Here is a 16403-nt window from a genome sequence, read left to right on the forward strand (position 1 = left end):
TTCAGTCAGACAAAAACACAAGTCTAACATGCGCGATGCAGCATGCGCTGCTCGCGCCTTATTCGAGATGACGTTTGCGCTCAGGCTGTGGGCTACTCTCTGTATTGAAGTCAAGAAAGTCCAAATGTGGCACCGTAGATTCTGGGGTGCTCGCCGTTATTTCTGGCTCAAAAGCCGGAAACATTTCGATTTCCTCTGTTGCTTGAAATAGCATTCCTGGTATTTCATTGTGCACGTCAGGCAGCTGAATATCCAACATGATTTCTGGCTTGCTCATTGATGCGCTGTCGCTGACTTCAAAGTCCATTGCCGCAGGTGGTGCGCGCGGTGTTTCGATATCCAAGAACGCAGACATCATCGTTGCCGGTGTTGGCTCTGGGTGGATATCCAGCTCAACGCTGTTGTTATCCGGCGTGATTAAGGCGCTGCCCATGGTGCCACCGACGGCGCTACTGATGGTGTTGCCCATGGTGCTGGGGCTATTGTGGCGCTGATAGAGTTCATTCTCTGGATCAAGTTTTGAGCCGATATTACGCACCAGCTCCCAATCGGCTTCGTCTTTTACGATCAAGCTGAGGTTTTTTGCCAAATTGGCATATTCGGTTTTCATGCCTTGCTGACGGAAAACACGGAATAGCATTAACCAGCGCTCGATGTCTTCAGGGTCTTCATCAATGCTGCGATACAGTAAATCAATCGCCTCGGCGACCTCGCCTTGCCCGAGCATAATTTGGATTCGTGCCAGATCGACAGAATCAAAATCGCTCACTTCAATCCCCGCGCCAGGGTGATGTAAAAAAGACATCATGGTTGGCGTGTGCTCAGTGGTTTTATGCCGTGTGGCATAGGTTTTAAACTGCCCCATCAAGGTTTGTTCGCTATGGGGAGCGAGCTCATTTATTTGCTGCGCTTGGCGACGGCGCCAAAATAGCCAGCCGCCGACCGTGGTGGCAATGCCAATTAAACCTAAACCAATCAACCAAGCTGGCGTATTGCTTTCTGGCTCAGCGACTTCTGGCGTTGGCATAATGCGTCTTTTATTCGGTTGACTGGCGGTGATGGCGGCAGTCTCACTGACTGCTGCGGTTTTGACGGTGCTGGCGATGATGAGTGCATCGGGCGCGCTAGCCATCGGCTGGCTGGCTACTGCTAAGCCAGCGCTCGTATTGAGCTGGCTTAGGCGTGCATTGAGTTGTTCGACTTCCAGTTGTAATTTGAACTGCAGCTCTTCCAGTGTTTTGACTTTTTCTTCTAAAACTTGAGTGTATTGCGCTGGTGATGGCGTGCCCGTGCTCGTTGGTTTAGTGCGTTGACTCGGCTCGCTATCGAGTCGCAATTGACCCGCTTCGACTGTGGGCGTGGTTGGCGATTTTTTTCGCACTGAGCGTAGCTTGTCGGGAATGCTCACCACAGTCCCCGCGCTCAGTTCGGCGTTGGGGTCAAGGTCAGGGTTATTGGCGCTGAGTTTTTGCAAATAGCGTGGGTATTGCGGGGTATTTTCGGGGTAATAGCGTTTCGTGAGTTCGCGCAAACTCATTGGTTTTTTTAGCGTGAGCTGATGATCTGTTCTCGGCGAGACGTCTTGCTCATTGCTTGCTTCGGCTCGGCGCGGGCGCACTTCACGCGCTAGTGGGCGACTCGGCGTATCACGTTCGGCTCTGAGTGGTGCGATATTTAAAAAGGCCGTGAAATCGCGCGTCATTTGTTGATTGGCGCAGGCGAATTTAACCGCAAAAGCAATCGTTGGTTCACCAACCGCAGAACGTGATTCGATTAACAGTACACCGCTGAGTTCTCCGTTAGGACGGAGTTGGATGGTGGCAGGGCCTAAGCCGGGTAATTCATTGTTGGAGGCGCGTAATTCAATACATTGTTCATTGATCGCTTCGCCAGCATTTAAGCGATAGGGTACAAGTCCGCGAAAGGGTTGTCCTATGTAGGACTGTAATTGCAACTCGCCCATGGTCATGCCATGAGCTGAACCAAAACTTAGACCCAGTGTACCAATGGTCGCGCAAAGTGTGGCGCGGCGAAATTTAAAATGCGGCATTGATAATTTAAACCATAAATTGAATATTTCATTCATTGTCAGGCCTTCTGGCATTCAACTCAACAAAAAAATAAATAAGATTACGCAATATTCATTTTTAGCTAATTTGCTGAGTTTTTTCAAATATAAGCATATATTAATGTGCTGGAGAGCAATTGCAGGTTTGTTTGTGCAACTGGCAAAGCATAAAAAATGCTGCACAAAGTCATTTCACCATAAACAAAGCTGCTCCGGTACTTTGCGCTGTTCGTCAAAACGCACCCCTAAACCCAATAAACGCACGGCTTGTGGACTACGTTTTAAACCTTGTTCAAGTAGCCGAATATAGGTATTTAATTGCGGCGAGTTGCAAATACATTCCACTGTCGTTTGTGTGAAATCAGCAAATTTAATTTTGATAAATGCTTTATGAATTCGCTCATCGGCTAAACGCTGCATTCTAATTTGCCAATCGCTAAATAATTCCGCCAGTGCTTGCTGGCACGCCATGGCAGTTAAATCATGGGCGAATGTATTTTCTACCGATAAAGATTTTCGACTTTCATGCGGGGCCACCGGGCGATGATCGATGCCTTGAGCTTGCTCGTAGAGTAAATGTCCTAAGCGACCAAATTCAGCAATGAGCTGTTCTAGTGACCAAGCTTGAATATCGGCGCAGGTATGTATACCGCGCAAGGCGAGTTTATCTGCGGTGACCTTACCAATACCCCATAGTTTTCTGGTTGGTAGCTGCGGCATAAACTCGGCAATATCTTGGGGGCGAATTACAAATTGTCCATTCGGTTTACGCCAATCGCTGGCAATTTTGGCGAGTAATTTATTCGGCGCAATGCCTGCGCTGGCGGTAATACCGATTTCGCGTTCGATACGCGCCCGAATTTGCTCGGCCATTCTCGAGGCGCTACCTGCGCAATGCGGTTGGCCGCTAACGTCTAAATACGCCTCATCCAAAGACAGCGGCTCGATTTGATCGGTGTAATCGGCAAAAATGGCGCGCATTGCCTGTGATGCCGCTTTGTAACGGGCAAAATCGGGTGGAACGACCACCAACTGCCGGCAACGCTGTTGCGCTCGATAGGTCGACATGGCCGAATGAATGCCAAATTGGCGCGCAAGGTAGTTGCAAGTGGCAATGACGCCACGCCGCTCTGCCGAGCCACCCACGGCGAGGGGGACTGCGCGGAGTTCAGGTCGATCACGCATTTCAACGGCGGCATAAAAGCAGTCGCAATCGATATGAATAATTTTGCGCTGAGAGGTCACAATGTGGCTTGAGTAAATAAAACAAATTGTACGTTCGTTCTATATGACTGTCAGTATTTTCTGCTTCAGCGGCAATCGTGCTACTTTGGTATGGTCTTATTGGGTATATCGATGTGGATCAATATTTAAATGATTTGCATAGCAATACATCGCAGTGCCGCCAGTAATGACTGGTAGCACTGTTGGTGATTGCACTGCGCTGGCGAAATCCGCGTTGATTAGCGGCAGTAGTTCGCCATGATATAGCTGCGCTGAGTCGGGTATTTTCGACCGCTAGGGGCGCAGGTTTTTAGCACCACATCGCCAGTGTCACAACGGCGCGACATGGTGACGCGTTGGCCGATGCTGAGTTTTTTGCGTTTATTGTTGTAGGCGTTGAGAATTGAATCGTAAGTCCCGGTCGCGATGGACTGCTCGACGCCGTGGATAGTCATAAGCTTCAGAATGTAATTGTGCTCGATCATGAGGTCTCCAATTGCAGCTTATTGAAGCGCCGATCTGCCGCTGTGTTCTACGCTTGATTTGCATTGAGCGCATAGGCACAGCATCAAATCATTGCTTTTAAAATGAACCACTCGCGCTCTTTTGCCGTGATGTTTCGTTTGGGCAGCAAACGGCTGAGTCAGCATTCAGTATCTGATTATATTTTTACCATTTTGTTGCAGTTAAGAAATAAAGTCGGAGTGTTGTTTTTTGGGTTTTGTCAGTTTTGAGTTAGCTAAAAACAATATTGGAGTCGGTTGATGTTCTGCTACGGTTAATGTATTTCACTGTCAATGGGGCGATGTGATGACTCAACTGGATGACCTTACTCGTCGGCGCGCTAGTCAAATTGTGTATCAGATCTTTCCCGAGCGATTTGCCATTGGCGGTGGCTTAAGTAGCGCGGAAAAACTCGCCAACGCAGCGTATGCGATGCCGAATGTCGCCAAATGTGGCTGGGATGACAGCACCTTAAATCAGCCATGGGGACAGCAATTTTTTGGCGGTGACTTAGATGGTATAGCTGACAAAATCGATTATTTGCTGGATTTAGGGGTGACAGGGATTTACCTCACGCCGATTTTTAGCGCCCCAAGCAATCATAAATACGACGCCACGGATTTTTTTACTATTGACGCGATGTTTGGTGGTGAAGCGGCACTACTACGTTTGATCGATACATTGCATCAACAAGGTATGAATCTGACGCTAGATGCCGTGCTTAATCATGTTTCTGAATTTCATCCGTGGTTTTTAGCCGCACAACAAGGCGACCCAAGCAAGCGTGATTGGTTTACTTTTCTGGCTGATGGGCGTTATTTATGTTGGCAAGATTATGGTTTGATGCCAGAGCTTAATTTGGCCAATCCGGCGGTGAGAGACGTGCTGTATCGTCAGCCACAAAGCGTAGTGCAATACTGGTTAAGTCGAGGTATCGACAACTGGCGCTTTGATGTCGCGCAAGACGTCGGTATACCCGTCGCACAAGAGATGGCCGAGGTGGTGGGTAAAGCGTATCCAGAGGCTGGATTACTTGGTGAATTAAATGGTTTTTCTGGCGGCTGGTTTCAGGCTGGTGCTGGTTATAGCGGCATGATGAATTACTGGTATCGCACCGCGATTTTGGCTTGGCTGGCAGGCGAAATCGACAGCATACAAATGAATGCGGCGATTCAAGATGCTCGTGATGCGTATGGCTTGAAAGGCTTGTTGTGTTCGTGGAATATGTTGTCGAGCCACGATACGCCGCGTTTGATTACCACCGTTGGTAATTTGCATGACGCGCAACTGGCGATGGCGATGCAATTTACTTTGCCGGGTATCCCGCTCGTTTATTACGGCGAAGAAATCGGTATGCAAGGTGGCGCGGATCCAGATTGCCGCCGGCCAATGCGTTGGAACGAGGCCGACTGGAATCACGCGCAGCGATCGTGGGTTAAGCAATTGATTGCCATTCGCCAGCAAAATACCGCCCTACAGTATGGCGATATTATCGTTTTGGGCCATCGACTGGCTGGTAATACCCTGGTGTTTTTACGCGCCACCGATGTTCCGGGGGAGGCTGCCTTGGTGGTGGTGAACTTGGCCGATACGCCGCTGGCGAGTCGTTTATTGATTCCCTATTCGCATTGGTATGACGGCGTGCCATTGCGCGATGCTTTAGGTGGCGCGCCAGATTGCAAAATGCAGGCCGGTAGTGTGTTGCTGCAATTGCCTGCACGATCGGTGGCGATTTATCAGGCGTTTGAGCCTTACCAAAACTACACTTTTTTTAAACCGCGGAATCAGTAATGCCACGCCCAGCGCGTGATTGGCAGTCAACGTAATCGGCTGGGTTTATCGCAGGGTTTAATTTTGAATGGCCATTGATTTTATTGAGATATTTTTTAATCGCAATAAATTTTGTTTAAAATGCTTGCCAAGCAAGGTCGAATCAGGAATAATCCGCCTCCTACACAGAACACACTCATGCCCGGGTGGCGGAATTGGTAGACGCAGGGGACTCAAAATCCCCCGCCGAAAGGTGTGCCGGTTCGAGTCCGGCCCCGGGCACCAAATTCAAAAAAGCCGATCTTTTAGATCGGCTTTTTTACGTCTGCACATTCCTGTTTTGCTTAATCATCATCCCAGTCGCGATCACGATCACGGCCGTGGTGGTGATGCTTTTTATATTTCTTATATCGCTTATCGTCGCGATCATGCCAGCGTCCTTGATGATAGCGGTAATGCGACGACCAATATCGTGGGCTTTGCCAATAGCGGCCATCCCAGTAATAGCCTCGATGATTGCGCGACCCGAGTTGCAAGATTGGCGTTGCTGGTGAAATCACCACCGGGGTGCCGATGGAGATATTGATACTGGCAGTGGCGCTCAGCGGAAAAGCACATGCTGCGCTGATTGCCAGAATAAAGAGCTTGTTCATAGACACGATTATCAATAGAAAGCAGCGATTAACTTGTAACGCAAATGTGTGGTGGCCAATGGCGATCACACTTTTGCACCTGTACTGAGCATAAGTTCTATCTTCGATTGCAGCTATGATGCAGGCCACTCTTGGGATGGTAATTTTGCGCTACTTCTGGCGCCTGTTGACGTTGGCTGAACCCGCCGCGTTGGCGTGCTGTTCGCGGCGGCGCTGTGTTGTAGCATGCGCACAGTGCTTGGCGTTTTAATTACTTAAGGTGGCGTTTGCAACAACTAAGCCAGCGCTAGTAGGCATTAGCCTCCGGCACGTTTGGTTTTAAAACCTTGTCGGTTTAGTTCGTTGATGATGCTGTCGCGATGCTCGCCTTGGATTTCAATTTGCCCATCTTTGACCGTGCCACCGGTGCCACATAAGGTTTTGAGTTGTTTGCCCAGCGCCGAGAGGGCGGCGCTATCTAAAATTAAGCCTTTGACGACAATCACCGCCTTGCCCTTACGTAGCTCGCGGCCCACTCGGGCGATACCGTCGCCACTGGGGAGTGCCGCTTTGCAGCTGCATGCTGCTTGCGGCTGACGACACGTTGGGCACATTGTGCCGTGCTCGGTTGAATAGACGAGTCCACCGCTGGATTTTTTACTCATCTTGCTCTGCCTTCAGCTTGGGAAATAGCACCTCGGTATAGCCAAATTGCGTCATATCGGTGATGCGTTGTGGATACAGCACGCCAAATAGATGGTCGCATTCGTGCTGCACGACGCGGGCGTGAAAGCCACTCACGGTGCGATCAATTGGAGTACCAAATTGATCAAAGCCTTGATAGCGTATCTGGGTATAGCGCGGTACGACACCTCTTAAGCCAGGTACAGACAGACACCCCTCCCAGCCAGATTCGAGCTCTATGCCAATGGGAGTAATGATGGGATTGATGAGTATTGTTTGTGGTACCGCATCGGCATCGGGATAACGCGCATTTTGGGCAAATCCAAACACCACCACTTGCAGGCTTACGCCGATTTGCGGCGCAGCAATACCCACACCTTGGCTGTCGGCCATCGTATCGAATAAATCGACGATGAGTGCATGCAGCTCGGGGGTATTAAATTCGCTGACTGTTTGTGCCGTAGTCAGTAGCAAGGGCTCACCCATTTTTAACACTGGACGAATAGGCATGATTGATTTGTGTAAGGAAAAATTTAATTTTAACTGATCGAATCCATGCGCTGAAATAAAAACGGCTGCATATGCAGCCGTGATTCATTTTTGCTGCCAGCGCGGTGGAAAAGCAAACGTCAACAGATCCTAACTGACGCGATAGCGCGCAATTTGATTACTCAGCGTATCGGCCATGGTGTCGAGTGTCTGAGCCGTTCCCGCAACGTGGGCGGTACTTTGGGTGTTTTCATCAATCATTTGGACGATAGATTCCACGCGATTGGCGAGCATTTGGCTGGCCGATGATTGTTCGGCCAGCGCAATATTCACTTCTTCAATCACTTGCGCCACCGATTGCGCGCTGCCACTAATGCTGCTCATGGCTTGGCCGGCATTGTGAGCCACTTGCATTCCGGTTTCCACGCTGCTGACCGACGTTCGCATTTGTTCGGCCATATTTTTTGCACCATGTTGAATCGTGCTAATCATGGCCGAAATTTCTTGTGCTGAACGGCCGGTTTTCTCGGCTAATTTACGCACTTCATCGGCAACCACGGCAAAGCCACGGCCTTGCTCGCCGGCACGCGCCGCTTCGATGGCCGCATTGAGCGCAAGTAGATTAGTTTGGTCGGCGACATCTTTAATCACCATGGTAATGCCAGAAATTCGATCTGATGATGCGTCGAGCTCTTCGGCGGTGAGTGCGGCTTGGCGAATCGAATCGGCAATGCGGCTAATATCGGCCACCATCGTACTAATGTGCTCGACGCCATGGCTGGCCGCTTGCCCTGATTGCTGTGACATTTGCCGTGCGTCGCCGGATAAATTGGCGATATGGCTAATGCTGGTTGAGATTTGTTCTAGCGTCGCGGCCATTGAAATACTTTGATCGGATTGTATTTCAGAGCTGTTTTTAACTTGTGCGGAGGTGCTTGATAATTGTTGCGCAGAACTTTTCAGTTGCGATGATTGCTGTTGTAACTCACCCAAAGTGGCGGCTAGCGCGCCGAGTAAACGATTAATGGCCTGCGCCATATCGGCGAGCTCGGTGCCGCCATCGAGCGGTAGGCGGCGAGTCAGGTCACTCTGTTGATCAATTTGCATGATTTCATGCTGCATAAAATGCAGCGGCCGAATAATCGAGCGGCTGATCAATATCGCGGCGGCAATACCAGCCAGTAGGGCGATCACGCCCATCAGTAAGAGAGAGTTACGACTTTGATCCGCTTGTTCGGTGATTTTAGATTGCGCGGCCAACATGGCTTGATGCGACACATCGTAGCTTTGTTTTACAGTGTCACTCAGATCGCGAATCGGCTGTTTATAGGGCTCAAGTGCCAAATTGGCTTGTTGCGGCGTGGTGATTTGGCCTGAAGCAATTTGGCTATATACGGTGTTGAGTGCGTCTTGATAGCCTTTCACTTGCATCGGCATTTGAGCGGCACTGCTTTTGAGTTCCGGCGAGAGTGGTAATGCGCTGAAAGCACTAATCGCCGTGTTGAGTTCGGTCAGTTGTGTATCCCATTCGGCTTTCAGTTTTTTTACGGCATCAGGGTTTTGCACATCCACGGCAAAAAATAAGTCTTTTTCTCTTTGGCGGGTTCGGGTGACGAGATAGCGAATTTCTTGTGCTTGATCGCCAACGGCTACGTCCGACTGCAAAATTTGCGCGCTAGACTGCTGTAAATTGCGAATATTTAATACGCTGATGGCGATAATGGCGAGTAAGAGTGCGAGCAACAAACCAAAGCCCAGCATGAGTCGAGTAGAAATTTTAGCAAACATGGTCAAAGCTCCGGGCGAATACTGCGTCAATTTTTCGTGGTGTACGGTAGGAATTGAAAGTGGATTCATTGAGATCAATACGCTGGTAATGACAAGCACTGCTGCCTTGTTGTAATCGCCGTGGTTGACAATGTTATTGTTTTAAAAGGTATCGGCATTTATTTCGCTTTCTAAAGTGCAAGTATGAACAGACCTTAGTTTTTGATTAAACCAAGACTTGTCGGGTGCTGGCCATATAGTGATGAATTTGTTGCTCAATTTGCGGGGCTATCATGAATTCAGGGCGACGGCCATGCGGGCAGGGCAAGGCGGGCGTCGTGCCAAATAAACGACAAATCAGCGGGCGCTCCAGATAAACCGTGCAGCCTTTTTCCGCCAGATGCGGGCAAGATAATTCGGCCAATGCCGTCTCGTGTTCAGCCGCTGTTTTACGCGGTAGGCGAGACATTTCTTCGGGTGAGGTGGTTACAGGACCACAACAATCATGGCAACCGACAATACATTCAAAGCTGGGAATCCGTTGGCGTAAAAAGCGAATCGTTTGGCTGTTTGGAGTCATTTTTGTGTGAGCCAATGAAAAAAGATCGCCAGTTTACGCCGAGATCATAAAGACGGTTTTAGTCATGGTATGAACGGTGGCTTATGACGATGTCATTCCGATGGAAGGTCGTTTTTGCTGCATGACCAATAAGATTTGCTGGCTTTGGGGTTGATTCTGCGTTGCAAAGTGCTGATTTAACATGACTCAGGGGCGTGCTTCGTGCCTTGCTTCTGGCCAAAAATCGCCCCAAGGCGGTTGATACCGCCAACGTCAACAGACCTTAGGCTAGATTTGATTCCTGCGAATCGCTCTGTGAATGTGCGAGAATGGCAGCACTGATTTAAGGCTAAAAAATATGCAAGCAAAACCGCGTTCTAAAACTTCTCGCCCTGCCGCGCCCAGCGTGACTAAAGCGCCAGCACAATTGCACCCGCGCAATCCACATCGTGGTCGCTATGATTTTCCGAGCTTGATTGCGGCTTGCCCAGCACTGGCACCCTTTGTTGCAGTGAATCCGTATGGTGATGAGTCGATTGATTTTGCCAATCCTGCGGCAGTGAAAATGCTCAATCGCGCCTTATTGGCGGCATTTTACGGCGTACAAAATTGGGATGTGCCAGCAGGTTATTTGTGCCCCCCGATTCCAGGGCGCGCCGATTATATTCACAATTTGGCGGATTTATTGATTGATAGCCATCGTGGCAAAATGCCGGCCGTTGTTCGCGTGCTGGATATTGGTTGCGGTGCAAATTGCGTTTATCCCTTGATTGCGGCTAGTGAATACGGCTGGGAATGCGTTGGCTCAGAAGTCGATGAAGTGGCGCTGGCCAATGCGCAGCAGATTGCGGCGGCCAATCCACAATTGAATATTCAATTACGCCAGCAAAAAATCCCCGGGGCGATGTTTTTAGGCATTATTCAAGACGATGAGTTTTTTGATTTAACCTTATGCAATCCGCCATTTCATGCTTCTTTGGCTGAGGCCAGTGCTGGCTCGCAGCGTAAATGGAAAAACCTCGGTAAAGCGCCGCGTACCAGTAAGGCCGCTAGCGCAGCAGAGGCAAAACCGCTGCTCAATTTTGGTGGTCAAGGCGGCGAGCTGTGGTGTGAGGGGGGCGAAGAAGCCTTTATTCAGCGCATGATTTCAGAAAGTCGGCAAATTGCTCAGCGTTGCTTGTGGTTTACCAGCTTGGTGTCTAAAGCCAGTAGCTTGCCGTTGTTGTATCGCACTTTAGAAAAAGCCGGTGCATATGATGTGCGAACGATTGAAATGAGCCAAGGGCAAAAGCAAAGCCGCTTTATTGCTTGGACATTTATACCGCCAGCGTCGCATGAGCGTTTTGTGTCTGCTTAACGCGATCTTGGTGATCTCAGCCCAGCGATAGGCTTGGGTGTTGTTTATTGTTACCTATGGGTATATTGCTGCGGCTCTTTTTTATTAAAGGGCGCATCAATATACCCATTGTCTATTATGACAATTGAAAATAGCGCTTGTGCCGATTTACCGTGCTTCGTAGAATCCGGCGGCCTTTTATTCTCAAGTTCTCAATGCTGGCTTCGCGTGGGTTTCGATTAAGCGGTTTGACGTTAGCGCTGTTTGCAGTGCTGGCGATGCTGCTGATGAGTATGGTGCATCGCCCGCCGATGCAGGATTTCGCACGCCCAGCGTTGTGTAGTAGCGTATTTAAAACGAGCGACCTACCTGTTGATTCTGCGCCTGCGGCACCAGTCAGCAATATTTGTAAAATATGCTTATTGGCCGCCAGCGCCAATGCCGCTTGCCCACCAAAAGTGGCGATTTTACTGCCATTTGTCGCGTTTTTTGTTGCTACTCTGCCGCGTGTTTTAGCGGTTATACACGTCGTTTCAGTTGATTTTTTACGCCCGCCAAGTCACGCCCCGCCGTCTGTTCTCTCGATTTAAAAACACATTAGATTGATTTTAAATTTAGGCCGCTAGCGCGGTTGATTGGCCGTGCTCGCTGCACGTCCAATCAACCGCTCGCGGTCGGAGACTTGGTATGTCGAAAACAAAACCCTCACATTTTTATGCGGTAGTTTGGCGCTGGCATTTTTACGCCGGTTTATTGGTGATTCCGGTACTCATGCTGCTGGCCGTGACTGGCGCAATTTATCTGTTTAAACCGCAGCTTGATCCATTGTTATATCCGCAATTATTACTGGTTAGCCCAGCCAAACAAGCGGTGACGGCCGATGCCATGGTGGTGACGCTCAAGCACAACTATCCGGCGATGCAGGTAACGAAATACACCCCGGCGGAACAAATCGACCGCAGCGCGCAATTTAAAATTCAATTAGCCGACGGCGCTGAGCGCTTGGTATTTATTGACCCGTATCGCAATCAAATTTTAGGCGAACAAGACTTTGCTTGGACGTTACAAGGTATTGCGCTGCGTTTGCATGGTGAATTATTGCTGGGGCCGTGGGGCGATGCGCTGATTGAGTTGGCCGCCAGTTGGAGTATTTTGCTGGTGCTGTCGGGCTTGTATTTATGGTGGCCGAGCAAGTCGGGGGTGTGGGGGACTTTGTTACCGCGCCTTGGCGCTGGCAAGCGAGTTGTTTGGCGCGATTTACATGCGGTCGGCGGATTTTGGTGTTCGGGCATACTGCTGTTTTTGCTGGTTACGGGTTTGCCGTGGACTGGGATTTGGGGTGAAAAATTTGCCGAAGTTTGGCAGCGCTATCCGAGTGCCTTGTGGGCGCAATTGCCCGAGTCGACACCGCTCACTCGCAGTTTAAATTCAACGTTGGATAAAGCCGTCCCATGGGCGGTAGAGGCCACGCCCTTGCCACACAGTGAGCACGCCGTGCATCAGTCGCAGCCACTGGCGGCGACGGCTTTGAGCTTAACGCAAATCCAAGGCCTTGCCCGCAAGCTCAACATGCAGCCGGGTTTATCGATCAGCCCGCCTAAAGATGCCAAGGGCGTTTATACGCTGTCATTAGCTGTGGATGATCCGGTGCAGCAAAGAACGCTGCATTTAGATCAATACAGCGGCAAAGTGTTGGCGGACATTCGATTTGCTGAATATGGCTGGGTACCCAAAGCGGTTGAATATGGCATTGCGATTCATGAAGGCAAGTATTTTGGCCTACCAAATCAATTATTAATGCTATTGGCGTGCGTATTACTTATTTTGATCTCAATTAGTGGCGTGGTGATGTGGTTAAAGCGTCGCCCTGTTGGTCAATTAGCTGCGCCCAAAACCCTGCAGAGCCTACTACACTGGAAAACTGGCAGTTTGATCTTGCTGGTGTTGGCGTTGTTATTGCCAATGGTATTTATCAGTGTTTTGCTGGTATTTACACTGGATTTTTTGCTGCTGCGCCGAGCGTAAAAAATACCAAACTAGGCTATTTCATTGGTTTGCGCATGGCTTTGTCTTAATTGATTGAAAGTACTGTGCAATAATCAATGACGTAAATTCTTTGTTTTGTTGAAATTTAATTTTAATTTTCTGAAAGGAATTGAGATGAGTTCATTAGTGGTCGTGGGTTATGACAATATGTATAAAGCCGAAGAAGTTCGTTTGGCTTTGCGTAAATTACAAACTGAATATCTGATTGATTTAGAAGATGCCGTCGTCGCCACCAAAGATGCCGCAGGCAAAGTCAAATTGCATCAAGCGCTGAATCTGACCGCCACAGGCGCAGTCAGCGGTGGTTTTTGGGGCGCATTGATTGGCATGATTTTTTTAATGCCGATCGTTGGTATGGCGATTGGTGCATCAACCGGCGCTTTGTCGGGTGCTTTAACTGATTTGGGGATTGACGATCAGTTTATGAAAGATCTGGCGGCCAATATGAAACCAGAAAGCTCAACGCTGTTTGTTTTGGTGCGCAGCATGACGCCAGATAAAGTGCTCGAGCAACTGCGCGGCACCGGCGGGACTCTGATTCAAACTTCCTTATCGCATGAAGATGAAACCAAACTCCAAGCGGCACTTAGCGCTGCTAAAGTTGATCAAAGCGCCTAATTCGCGCATGATCAACCCAAGGCCGATGCGATGCATCGGCTTTTTTATGCGCGCAATTTGTATGGCTCGCGGTGACGATGCTGGGCTGCATCGCGAACAATATTTTGGTATGAAAGCAAATATCAATAGACCTCAGACGCAGATCGCGCGAGACGTGGGGTTAAAGGATTGAGTTTAAAGACGCCGACCAACTGCGCCAATTGATCGGCTTGTTCTTGTAATGAGGTTGCCGCCGCAGCGGCTTCTTCGACGAGAGCGGCATTTTGCTGAGTGACTTCATCCATTTGGCCGACTGCTTGATTGACCTGACCGATGCCATCGCTTTGCTCTTTGGAGGCGATGGCAATGTCATGCATCAGGTGCGTTACGCGCTGAATACTTTGCTCGATTTCGGTCATGGTGCTGCCTGCGGAGCTGACGATTTGGCTACCACGTGCGACTTCATCAACACTGCCGTTAATGAGGACTTTGATTTCTTTGGCCGCAATCGCCGAGCGCTGTGCCAGATGACGCACCTCGGTGGCAACCACGGCAAAGCCACGCCCTTGCTCGCCAGCTCGGGCGGCTTCTACTGCGGCGTTGAGTGCCAAAATATTGGTTTGAAACGCAATGCCATCAATTACGCTAATAATGTCGACAATTTTGCCCGATGATGCATTGATCGACGCCATGCTAGTGACGATCGATTGCACTAAGCCGCTGCCAGTTTTGGCAATCTGTTCCGCATTTTGTGCCAATTGCCTTGCGGTGATCGCATTGTCGGCATTTTGTTTTACCGTGCTGGCCAGCTCTTCACTACTGGACGCGGTTTCTTCTAGGCTGGCTGCTTGTGCTTCGGTACGGCGTGATAAGTCTTGATTTCCTTGCGCGATTTCGGTGGCAGCAACATGAATCGTGCTGCCTGCGCGTTGAATTTCTCCGACCAATTGCTGCAATTTATATACGGTGGCATTAATGCCTTCTTTGGTTTCACCGAGTAAGCCTGGGTAGTCTCTACGAATCGTTTGGCTTAAATCGCCTTGCGCCAAGGCGCTGGCAACTTGCATCACATCGCGCAAACCCATCTCGGTGACCTCAGACAATCGATTGAGCAAATGGGCGATGCGGGCGCTAAAGCCGGTTTTATCTTTAACATCGAGCCGTAAACTAAAATTGCCATGCTCGGCCGCCGCAGTCACCATGCTTTCAATTTCAGCAACGATACTACTCAGCGCAAACACCGTGTGATTCACGCCATCTTTGGCTTTGCCAAATAAGCCCGGATATTCTTTTTGTATCGTTTGACTTAAATCGCCCACCGACAGCGCATTGGCGACGCGCAAAATATCGTTAAATCCAATATCGCAGGTATTAATCAAGCGATTAAGGTCGTCAATCATGGCTTTAAATTTAAATTGATAACGCTGGGCATCGCCACGCACGCTAAAGTCACCGGCGGCGCTGGCTTCGGCCAAGGTGTTAATTTCATTGCTGATATTGAGTAAAGCCTGTTTGACTTGATCGATGGCTTGGGTAATTTGCGCTTGATCGCCATTTAACCGCGGCATCGCCACTTCAAAATTGCCTTGGGCATATTGCGCAATCACTTGTACGGTTTGCTCAGTGACCAAAATATGCGATTGCACCAGTTGATTGGTTTCTGCTGCCATCTCGCCAAATGTACCGGGAAAAGCGGCCGGATCCATACGATGGCTAGTCCAGCCCGCGCGGTGTTGTTTGGCCATTTCAGTTTGGGAATGAACAAAACCTTGAATCGTTAACTGCATATTTTGCATTGATTGCAGCAAGCGTCCGGTCTCGTCTTGTGAATGAATCTCAATGGTATTCTCTAGCCGCCCTTGAGCGATATTTTCGGCAATCCCTACCGCACGAGAAAGCGGGATTGAAATCGCCCGAATCAGTAAAAAGCACGATAAAGCGGCCAGGCATAAGCCAAATAAAATTAATCCGATCGTGAGTATTTTCACCTGCTGGTAATTGGTTTGCGCTTGCAAGTATTCGGCCTTGGCAACGTCAAGTTGCAGATTCATTAAGTCGCCAATGATTTCGCCAACTGGATCAATCGCTGGATATAAAATGCCGATCTGCTGGGTGAGTTGGCCTTGGATAGGGCCTTGTTGCTGGGCTAAAAACTGCTTTAACAGCATAATTTTTTGATTGGCTACAGCAAAGCGTTGTTCGGCCGTTTGCGCTAAACGCGATTCGTCGGCGGTGAGGGTAGTTGCCTTATAAGCCTGCCATTGTTGAGCAATTATTTGCTGCGCAGCTGCCACTTGTTGAGTGGTGTTTTCTGCGTTGAGTAGCCCAACTTGCGCTTTATTGGCAGCATCAATGATATTAACGGCGTAGGCGTCGGCAATGATTTTGAGCTGTTTGAGTGGTACTACCCGGTCTTCATAGACGGTTTTAAGTGATTGATTGACCTGTTGCAGGTTGTACAAACCCATGCCGCCTAAGGTCATGAGTATTAAAGACAAAAATAAAACGGTATAAATTAACCGTTGTTGGATTGAAATTTGCATTGGTTTGCTCCACGACAGTGAATCGCAGCAAGGATGAGGTGGTATTACCGGTGAAGCCTATGTGGTTATTCTTGGAAAGTTCTATTGAATGTCAAGACAATACGCATGAGCGGAGTGCTGTGCGTTTTTATAAGCTATTGATGATATTGATATTTTTAACGCAAGTGCGTGTGAAGCGCGCAGA

General features: G+C 49.2%; 14 protein-coding genes and 1 tRNA gene. 6 read left to right on the forward strand and 9 right to left on the reverse strand.

What is annotated here, in order from left to right:
- Positions 1 to 58: 58 nt before the first annotated feature.
- The 3 genes from HQN60_RS06455 to HQN60_RS06465 all read right to left on the reverse strand — a co-directional run bounded on the left by HQN60_RS06455 (position 59) and on the right by HQN60_RS06465 (position 3777).
- Positions 59 to 2086, reverse strand: a complete 2028-nt coding sequence (locus HQN60_RS06455) for a type IV pilus assembly protein FimV (RefSeq protein ID WP_173532872.1) — start codon at positions 2084 to 2086, stop codon at positions 59 to 61.
- A gap of 174 nt (positions 2087 to 2260) precedes the next feature.
- Positions 2261 to 3313: a DNA polymerase IV gene (gene dinB, locus HQN60_RS06460; RefSeq protein ID WP_254456688.1), complete on the reverse strand. Its 1053-nt coding sequence runs from the start codon at positions 3311 to 3313 to the stop codon at positions 2261 to 2263.
- A gap of 218 nt (positions 3314 to 3531) precedes the next feature.
- A complete protein-coding gene (locus HQN60_RS06465) occupies positions 3532 to 3777 on the reverse strand; it encodes a hypothetical protein (protein ID WP_173532873.1) in 246 nt (81 codons plus the stop codon).
- A 325-nt stretch (positions 3778 to 4102) separates the two neighbouring features.
- Between HQN60_RS06465 and HQN60_RS06470 the strand changes: the two genes are divergently transcribed.
- Positions 4103 to 5587, forward strand: a complete 1485-nt coding sequence (locus tag HQN60_RS06470) for a glycoside hydrolase family 13 protein (RefSeq protein ID WP_173532874.1) — start codon at positions 4103 to 4105, stop codon at positions 5585 to 5587.
- A gap of 179 nt (positions 5588 to 5766) precedes the next feature.
- A tRNA-Leu gene (locus tag HQN60_RS06475) sits at positions 5767 to 5851 on the forward strand.
- Positions 5852 to 5910: 59 nt separating this feature from the next.
- On the opposite strand, the gene HQN60_RS06480 is transcribed toward HQN60_RS06475, so the two are convergent.
- The 5 genes from HQN60_RS06480 to HQN60_RS06500 form a co-directional block, all read right to left on the reverse strand.
- Complete coding sequence (locus HQN60_RS06480) at positions 5911 to 6219, reverse strand: DUF2502 domain-containing protein (protein ID WP_173532875.1); 309 nt, start codon at positions 6217 to 6219, stop codon at positions 5911 to 5913.
- Positions 6220 to 6515: 296 nt separating this feature from the next.
- On the reverse strand, positions 6516 to 6863 hold the full coding sequence (locus HQN60_RS06485) for a translation initiation factor Sui1 (RefSeq protein ID WP_173532876.1): 348 nt from the start codon (positions 6861 to 6863) through the stop codon (positions 6516 to 6518).
- Positions 6856 to 7392 carry a peptide deformylase gene (gene def, locus HQN60_RS06490; protein WP_173532877.1) on the reverse strand — a complete coding sequence of 179 codons (537 nt, stop codon included), beginning with the start codon at positions 7390 to 7392 and terminating at the stop codon, positions 6856 to 6858. Before def ends, HQN60_RS06485 begins: the two co-directional genes overlap by 8 nt.
- A 129-nt stretch (positions 7393 to 7521) precedes the next feature.
- Positions 7522 to 9159, reverse strand: coding sequence for a methyl-accepting chemotaxis protein (locus tag HQN60_RS06495; RefSeq protein WP_173532878.1), 1638 nt, complete (start codon positions 9157 to 9159; stop codon positions 7522 to 7524).
- A gap of 205 nt (positions 9160 to 9364) precedes the next feature.
- Positions 9365 to 9718: a YkgJ family cysteine cluster protein gene (locus HQN60_RS06500; RefSeq protein WP_173532879.1), complete on the reverse strand. Its 354-nt coding sequence runs from the start codon at positions 9716 to 9718 to the stop codon at positions 9365 to 9367.
- A 337-nt stretch (positions 9719 to 10055) separates the two neighbouring features.
- Between HQN60_RS06500 and rlmF the strand changes: the two genes are divergently transcribed.
- The 4 genes from rlmF to HQN60_RS06520 all read left to right on the forward strand — a co-directional run bounded on the left by rlmF (position 10056) and on the right by HQN60_RS06520 (position 13697).
- Positions 10056 to 11054 carry a 23S rRNA (adenine(1618)-N(6))-methyltransferase RlmF gene (rlmF, locus tag HQN60_RS06505; RefSeq protein ID WP_173532880.1) on the forward strand — a complete coding sequence of 333 codons (999 nt, stop codon included), beginning with the start codon at positions 10056 to 10058 and terminating at the stop codon, positions 11052 to 11054.
- A gap of 194 nt (positions 11055 to 11248) precedes the next feature.
- Positions 11249 to 11623 carry a hypothetical protein gene (locus tag HQN60_RS06510; RefSeq protein WP_173532881.1) on the forward strand — a complete coding sequence of 125 codons (375 nt, stop codon included), beginning with the start codon at positions 11249 to 11251 and terminating at the stop codon, positions 11621 to 11623.
- A 97-nt stretch (positions 11624 to 11720) separates the two neighbouring features.
- The gene (locus HQN60_RS06515; RefSeq protein WP_173532882.1) at positions 11721 to 13058 is read left to right on the forward strand and encodes a PepSY-associated TM helix domain-containing protein; all 1338 of its coding nucleotides are present in this window, start codon (positions 11721 to 11723) and stop codon (positions 13056 to 13058) included.
- A 135-nt stretch (positions 13059 to 13193) separates the two neighbouring features.
- Positions 13194 to 13697: a DUF1269 domain-containing protein gene (locus HQN60_RS06520; protein WP_173532883.1), complete on the forward strand. Its 504-nt coding sequence runs from the start codon at positions 13194 to 13196 to the stop codon at positions 13695 to 13697.
- A gap of 122 nt (positions 13698 to 13819) precedes the next feature.
- On the opposite strand, the gene HQN60_RS16365 is transcribed toward HQN60_RS06520, so the two are convergent.
- Positions 13820 to 16219: a methyl-accepting chemotaxis protein gene (locus tag HQN60_RS16365; RefSeq protein WP_173532884.1), complete on the reverse strand. Its 2400-nt coding sequence runs from the start codon at positions 16217 to 16219 to the stop codon at positions 13820 to 13822.
- Between the last annotated feature and the right edge of the window lie 184 nt (positions 16220 to 16403).

The sequence above is a fragment of the Deefgea piscis genome, assembly GCF_013284055.1.
Taxonomy (GTDB): Bacteria; Pseudomonadota; Gammaproteobacteria; order Burkholderiales; family Chitinibacteraceae; genus Deefgea; species Deefgea piscis.

Excerpts from the sequence above, each read along its gene's own strand:
- HQN60_RS06470 (WP_173532874.1), top strand. The coding sequence starts at position 4,103 with ATGACTCAACTGGATGACCTTACTCGTCGGCGCGCTAGTCAAATTGTG.
- HQN60_RS06515 (WP_173532882.1), top strand. The coding sequence starts at position 11,721 with ATGTCGAAAACAAAACCCTCACATTTTTATGCGGTAGTTTGGCGCTGG.
- HQN60_RS06500 (WP_173532879.1), bottom strand. The coding sequence starts at position 9,718 with ATGACTCCAAACAGCCAAACGATTCGCTTTTTACGCCAACGGATTCCC.
- HQN60_RS06510 (WP_173532881.1), top strand. The coding sequence starts at position 11,249 with ATGCTGGCTTCGCGTGGGTTTCGATTAAGCGGTTTGACGTTAGCGCTG.
- HQN60_RS06465 (WP_173532873.1), bottom strand. The coding sequence starts at position 3,777 with ATGATCGAGCACAATTACATTCTGAAGCTTATGACTATCCACGGCGTC.
- HQN60_RS06480 (WP_173532875.1), bottom strand. The coding sequence starts at position 6,219 with ATGAACAAGCTCTTTATTCTGGCAATCAGCGCAGCATGTGCTTTTCCG.
- HQN60_RS16365 (WP_173532884.1), bottom strand. The coding sequence starts at position 16,219 with ATGCAAATTTCAATCCAACAACGGTTAATTTATACCGTTTTATTTTTG.
- HQN60_RS06455 (WP_173532872.1), bottom strand. The coding sequence starts at position 2,086 with ATGAATGAAATATTCAATTTATGGTTTAAATTATCAATGCCGCATTTT.
- HQN60_RS06495 (WP_173532878.1), bottom strand. The coding sequence starts at position 9,159 with ATGTTTGCTAAAATTTCTACTCGACTCATGCTGGGCTTTGGTTTGTTG.
- def (WP_173532877.1), bottom strand. The coding sequence starts at position 7,392 with ATGCCTATTCGTCCAGTGTTAAAAATGGGTGAGCCCTTGCTACTGACT.
- HQN60_RS06520 (WP_173532883.1), top strand. The coding sequence starts at position 13,194 with ATGAGTTCATTAGTGGTCGTGGGTTATGACAATATGTATAAAGCCGAA.
- rlmF (WP_173532880.1), top strand. The coding sequence starts at position 10,056 with ATGCAAGCAAAACCGCGTTCTAAAACTTCTCGCCCTGCCGCGCCCAGC.
- HQN60_RS06485 (WP_173532876.1), bottom strand. The coding sequence starts at position 6,863 with ATGAGTAAAAAATCCAGCGGTGGACTCGTCTATTCAACCGAGCACGGC.